The following is a 6,249-nucleotide window of genomic DNA, read 5'->3' as shown; positions in this document are numbered from 1 at the left end:
CGGGGACGGTTCTGTTGTCTGCTCCGCTGTCAGCGCCCCCTTTGGGGCACAGACAGCGGAGCAGACAACAGAACCGTCCCCGTGTCTTGTTTTACTTTATCTCATAGCTGTAATCGCTGAAGTCGGCGCGAAGAGTAGCTTCGTGGCCGTCTTTTTTCCAGGTGAAGGTCATTATAGAGCCTTCGGTGGTGATGTTGAGCCCACTGTCAAAACCAAAGGCTGGATTTGTGTTTCTGAATCTAAGGAGCTCAAGCTGTTTTTTAACTACATCCTTCTTAAGAGCTTCTTCGATCTGTTCCATTGAAAGATTTGTCCTGTTAATCTCCTTGTGACCGCCGGCACCAGCTCTTTTTACTGCCTCGTGATCATTCTTGCCTGCAAAAAGATCGAGGTACCACACCTGTGGCTTACCTGGCATGAACATCTGGATAGCCCTTGCAAAGAGCATCTTCTTGTCGTCATCTCCAAGAGCGCTGTAGTAGGTAGCATTAACCTGATAGTACATGTTCTTGGCGCCGTGGAGATCCTTAACAAAGCCGCCTCTTCCAACAATAGTGTCGATCATGCTCTGGATCTCTTCCTCTTTAAGGATTCCCTTAAGGTCAAGAAGTGGAATACCGTCGTGGCAGCCCAGCATGTTTACTACTCTTATCTTCTTTTCCTGGATTTCCTGTGCCCACTTTTTCAGAACTTCGCCGTTCTTATTTTCTATAGCGTAAATAAGAAGGCCAGGCAGGAAGAAGTCATAGGTCATGTAGCCCTTGCCCGCAACGGTCTCATAGATCTTTTCGCTGTAGCTTGCATGGATCTCAGGAAGAAGTGAAACTCCAAATTCATCTGCAAGCTTTTTAACCTTTTCAAGTACATCCCAGGTATCAGGTTCATTAAGGAAATTCTTTTTCCCAGGCTCCTTGGGAGCGTATGCGAAGGCATCAAGCCTTACGATCTTTGCTCCATAGCCCGAAAGAGTCTTAAGTGTATTTCTGTAATGTTCCCACACAAGATCAGATTTAATGTTAAGATCCATCTGCCCAAGATAGCGCCTTCTTGACTCCAAAAGCTCTACTACCTGATCCTTATACTTTTCAAATCTTCCAAATTCAATCTCGGAAGGCTTTTTCCCCTCATCAAGCCCCGCACGCACAATATCAGACAGTCTCTGGGCAGCCAGATACTGAATATCCATATTTTCCATCAGATCCTGGGCATCAAACCTTGGATACTGAACTTCCTGATAAAAAGTGTTCCAGTAAGGAACATCACTGCCATCTGGCATCCTCACCATAAGGATTGGAAGCCCCGGCTTTCTAAAGAACATGTCCTTTATGTATTTCTGATCAGGCTGAATGTATCCTTCAGGTGTCATTTCTCCATAGCCTTCCCAGAACTTGTTCCAGTTTATAAAAAAATCCTGGTACTTTGAATTCTCACCGTTTTTTAAAAGATCCTGAAACTGTGGTGAAAGAACTGACGCATGATTTAAGATAAAATCAAGCTTTAGATCAATTCCAAGCTCCTGCAGTTTGTCTATATCCTCTTTATCAGCCATTTCCTCATTGATGTTATAGTCAATTACTGAAAAGCCTCTGTCTAAGTCTGTATTAAAGATACTTGGAAGAATGTAAAAAGACTGGAACACATCCTTAAATTCATCTTTTGACAGTACGCTTACTATATCAGAGAGCCTTCCACCGCAGCTGTCAGGATAGGCATTGAGCATAGGACCATTGTCTACAAATTTACTCATCTTAAGACCTCCGTTTTAGCCCATAAGCTTTTGAAACTGTTCAAATGTTAAAATCTCACCAGATTTTGAGATGATGATCTTTGCCTTGTGAGCCTGCTCCACCAGTTTGTTTTGTTCAAGCTCTAAAACCAGCATTGTAAATGGGCTGTCAAGCTTTCCATCGCGGTTTCTGGATCTTCTGTGCTCTAAAGTCTCCTCTGGAGTGCTGTTTAAAAGAACAGGTATATCAACCTGACTCATGTAGTCACTGTTGCCATGTGTCCACTCAACAATGAGAACCTGCTTGTCTGACATGTCTACTTCATCGTACCAGAGGGAAGCTTCATCCCTTCCCATCCTCTTAAGATAGAGCTTGTCAGCTCCGTCCTTAAAAGCTTTCATTATCTGATCAACTTCTTCAAAGTTTGTTTCCTTTGGAGTTCCAAGGTAATCTTTAAGTCCTTCTTTTCCTGCTTCAAAATAGCTTCTGAACCATGTGTCAGTCTCAAGATGTGCCTTATTTGCGTCATCTTCAGCCTTCTGAAGCTCTCTTATCTTAGAAGCATTTTCAGGATTCATGACACCACTGTCAACCATGCCTCTGATTCCACATACCCTGAATGTATGAAGCCTTTCAGCGTCATTGTACATTGGGATCCTGTGTGGGTAATTATCTCCAGACATGGTGTAGCTGCCTATTCCTGCAGACTGAAGCATATATGACAGAAGTGACGCAATTTCAGATTTTCCTACGCCTGATCCGCCACAAACAGCCACTACAGCTCTGTTATAGGGATTAGCTGACATTTTATCCTCAAGTTCTTTTACTAATAAAGGAAAGATAGTCTTGGCCTTGTTAATGTGAACCTCTTCGATCTCCACCTTATCACCAGGCATATCACCGTGGGGAATGTCCTGTGGGATCACCAAATTCTGAATGTTCTCAGAAGCTTTTTTAAGCTTGTCGATCACTCCATCTAAAACAGTGATTTTGTTATATTTTGTATTCATAATTCTCCTCTTACTTAAGTTTTGACAAAAAGATAACCGCCGTGTTATTTTTGTGAACAAACCATACACTAACTTTTTTTCTTTGTCAAAACCAAAAAGAAAAGAACGGAAAAACATGATAACCATCAAAGAAATCGCAAAACAACTGAATATGAGCACCACCACAGTATCAAATGTCATCCACGGAAAAGCCGGGGAAGTATCAGAGGATACAAGGGAAAAGGTGGAGAGATTTTTAAAAAAAGTTGATTATGTTCCAAACATAAACGCTCGTAATCTTGCTCAGAATGAATCTAAGATCATCGGCTTTGCACTTAAGGCAAGAGCCGACAAATATGAAAACCTCATCATGGACCCCTTCGTAGCGGAGCTGATAGGTGGCGTCGAGGAAACCATACGAAACGCCGGCTACTTCATGATGCTGTACATATCAAGTGACACTGTAGAGATCATGAGACATGTATCCACCTGGAACGTAGACGGACTGATACTGTTTGGTATGCTGGACGACGACGGCATAAGAGTCAGCGAGAGATATAAAAAACCTATCGTGTGCCTTGACACCTACAGTCTGGAAGGCCTTAAGCACTTCACCAACGTAGGACTCGATGATGAACAGGGAACCTTTGAGATCACCAAATATCTTATAGACAACGGCCATAGGAAAATTGCTTTCCTGTCTGATAACACCAAAGGCGTTGACCTGGCAAGACTTACAGGCTACAAAAAGGCTCTACAGGCAGCAGGGATCACTTTTAAGGAATCTGACTTTTTGAAGATCAGGCCAAGAACCGAAGAACTTGAAGGCAGTCTTAATGAGATCTGCGAAAGATTAAAGGAGTTCACCGCTATCGTATGTGTATCAGACCTTTATGCAGTAACACTAATGGCAGCCCTGCAGGACAGAGGCGTTTCGGTCCCAGATGACATATCCATTGTGGGATTTGACGATAACATGCTGGCACAGCTCCACAGACCAGCCCTTACCACTGTCCATCAGGATGTAAAAGAAAAGGGAATAACCGCTGCTGATACTCTTCTTAAACAGCTTCGGGGCGAAAAAACTCCCAACCAGATAAAGCTCCCTACTCACTTAGTTGTTCGTGATACTGTAAAAAATATAAACAAGTAAACAGCATGACCTTTATGCACCTGCCTTGAACATCACAACAAGGCAGGTGTTTTTTTGTGCAAGCTGAACAAATCCAGCTTACGCGCATAAGGTTGGGTTTTTGTATGTTTTAATGTAATTTTTATAAATGTTTTATTGATTTTTGATTTTTTAGCGAATACGTTTAAGTTCGCTCCAGGTGCGGTTTTTCTGATAGTCGCGGCATTTGTGACCGAACTTTTTAGTCATAACATCTTGTTTTTTGATCTTTCATGTGCTATTTTGAATTTAGCGTACAACTTATGCGCAAAAGTAACCGCCAGAAAAGAAATAAGTTATGGCAACTTGCACAAAAGTGCAAAACAAAGGAGGGAAAAAAATGAGAAAGAAACTATTGTCAGCCCTGCTGGCAAGCACAATGGTACTGTCCCTGGCTGCTTGCGGAACAACAGGCACAACCGGCACTACAGATGCTACACCATCTGACAACGCAGAGACACAGACAGAAGCAGCTCCTGCTGATACTGCTACTGCTGAAGCTCCTGCTGCTGAGGCTCCTGCTGGAGATCTTGGAGAGGTTCGTCTTCTCAATGGTAAGCCAGAGATCAACGACCAGATGCAGGCTCTTGCTGCTAAGTACAACGAAGAGACAGGTAACACTCTCGTAGTTGAGACAATCGGTGGCGACACAAACGCATCTGACGAGCTTAAGAAAATGTACCAGGCAGACAACATGCCTGACATCTTCGTTATCGAAGCTAACCAGGCAGCTAACTGGGACGGCATGCTTGCTGACCTTGCTGGTGAGGACTGGACAAACAAGACTGGATTCGAGCTTGTTGACGCTAACATGGGAACAATCGGATTCCCTTACACAGTAGAGGCTACTGCTCTTGGTTACAACGCTGACCTTCTTAAGGCAGCTGGTGTAGATCCTGCTTCTCTTACAACACCTGCAGCTTGGCAGGCAGCTTGTGAGACACTTGATTCCAAAAAGGATGAGCTTGGCATCACAGCTGTATTTGGCTGGTGCGCAGAGCCTACAAACCTTGGATGGTCTTCAGGAACACATGTATTTGGTCAGTACCTTGACGCTGGTCTTAAGGCTGATGACACAACATACATCGACCTTCTTAACGACGGTGGTAAGATCGATGAAGCAAGAATGAAGGACTTCGCTGAGTTCATTGGCATGATGAACAAGTACTCAGATCCTGCTCTTCTTATTGATGGAACATATGACAACCAGGTTGCTGGATTCAAGGATGGCAAGTATGTATTCATCACACAGGGTAACTGGTGTGTAACATCACCTGATGACGTAAGCTTCGAGTGCGGATTTGCTCCTTATGCATTTGAGGATGGTATCAACACAATCATCGCTGGACCACCTTCATACTGGGTAGCATACGGCGAAGGTAACGTTGACGGCGCTAAGGCATTCTTCAACTGGTGTGCAGGCGACTCAGCTCAGAACATCCTTGTTAATGACGCAGGTCTCGTATCTCCTTTCGATGATTGCCAGTATGAGGCAGTTAACCCATTCTACAAGAGCATGAACAGCTACATCACAGCTGGTAACTACTCAGGATGGCACACAATGCTCAAGAAGGACGGACTTCAGAACGAGACATGTAACGTATTTGCTGACTATGCAAAGGGCAAGCTCGATGCTGACGGATTCGTTTCAACAATGGCTAAGGTAATTGCTAATTACTACGCTCAGTAATAGGTTTTAATGCGGGCAGGGCTTTCGTGCTCTGCCCGTTTTTTAAACAAAAACTATATAAATTCACACTATTCCATTTTTGAAAGGGGGATTACAAATGGGTACATTTTCTACCGGTAGAAAGGTTGCATCTTTTGGCAGCCTCATCTTGGGACTTGTGCTTACGATTGCCGGACTTGGACTATCCATCACCGGCGCAGGCGACCTTATCTTAGGTTACATGCCCATTAACGGCACGAATACGCCTATCATATTAGGCAGAGGTGCTATGTTCGTGTGTGGTATAATCCTGTTTTTCGTTGGCCTTTATCTTTTCCCAACTCTTAAGCACCACAGAGCAATAGTTAATATCATCTTCCTGTTTCCACTGCTTTTTGCATTTGCGGTAACAGTCATCATTCCGCTCATCCTTGGTATTGGATATTCCTTTACAGACTGGAACGGAATCAAACTTACAGGATTTGTTGGTCTTGCCAACTATGCAAGAATGTTCAAACAGCCATCTTTCCTTTGGTCAATACTTCTTACATTCCTGTTCGTTGTATTTAACATGGTCCTTGTTAACCTGGTAGCATTTTTACTTGCTCTTCTCTGCACCTCAAGGATCAAAGGCCTTGGATTTTTCAGAGCTTCTTACTTCCTTCCAAACCTTATTGGAGGAATCGTTCTTGG

General features: G+C 43.5%; 5 protein-coding genes. 3 read left to right on the top strand and 2 right to left on the bottom strand.

Going from position 1 to position 6,249, the window contains the following annotated elements:
- Positions 1-91: 91 nt before the first annotated feature.
- Entirely contained in the window at positions 92-1,747 is a 1,656-nt protein-coding gene (locus J6I68_RS10635; RefSeq protein ID WP_292220215.1) for an alpha-amylase family glycosyl hydrolase, read from the bottom strand.
- Positions 1,748-1,762: 15 nt separating this feature from the next.
- Positions 1,763-2,737: an adenylylsulfate kinase gene (locus tag J6I68_RS10630; RefSeq protein ID WP_292220214.1), complete on the bottom strand. Its 975-nt coding sequence runs from the start codon at positions 2,735-2,737 to the stop codon at positions 1,763-1,765.
- A 115-nt stretch (positions 2,738-2,852) separates the two neighbouring features.
- On the opposite strand from J6I68_RS10630, the gene J6I68_RS10625 reads away from it, so the two are divergent.
- The 3 genes from J6I68_RS10625 to J6I68_RS10615 form a co-directional block, all read left to right on the top strand.
- The gene (locus J6I68_RS10625) at positions 2,853-3,869 is read left to right on the top strand and encodes a LacI family DNA-binding transcriptional regulator (RefSeq protein WP_442861726.1); all 1,017 of its coding nucleotides are present in this window, start codon (positions 2,853-2,855) and stop codon (positions 3,867-3,869) included.
- Positions 3,870-4,227: 358 nt separating this feature from the next.
- On the top strand, positions 4,228-5,577 hold the full coding sequence (locus J6I68_RS10620) for an ABC transporter substrate-binding protein (RefSeq protein ID WP_292220212.1): 1,350 nt from the start codon (positions 4,228-4,230) through the stop codon (positions 5,575-5,577).
- A 97-nt stretch (positions 5,578-5,674) separates the two neighbouring features.
- The coding region (locus J6I68_RS10615; RefSeq protein WP_442861725.1) for a carbohydrate ABC transporter permease at positions 5,675-6,249 on the top strand (575 nt) is incomplete at its 3' end.

The sequence above is a fragment of the Butyrivibrio sp. genome, assembly GCF_017940685.1.
Lineage (GTDB): Bacteria > Bacillota > Clostridia > Lachnospirales > Lachnospiraceae > Butyrivibrio.
Note: the sequence above shows the minus strand (reverse complement) of the source record. Positions and strands in the feature narration are given on the sequence as shown.

What these genes read in the sequence shown, in the direction of transcription:
- J6I68_RS10620 (WP_292220212.1), top strand. Translation starts at nt 4,228, where the DNA reads ATGAGAAAGAAACTATTGTCAGCCCTGCTGGCAAGCACAATGGTACTG.
- J6I68_RS10625 (WP_442861726.1), top strand. Translation starts at nt 2,853, where the DNA reads ATGATAACCATCAAAGAAATCGCAAAACAACTGAATATGAGCACCACC.
- J6I68_RS10630 (WP_292220214.1), bottom strand. Translation starts at nt 2,737, where the DNA reads ATGAATACAAAATATAACAAAATCACTGTTTTAGATGGAGTGATCGAC.
- J6I68_RS10635 (WP_292220215.1), bottom strand. Translation starts at nt 1,747, where the DNA reads ATGAGTAAATTTGTAGACAATGGTCCTATGCTCAATGCCTATCCTGAC.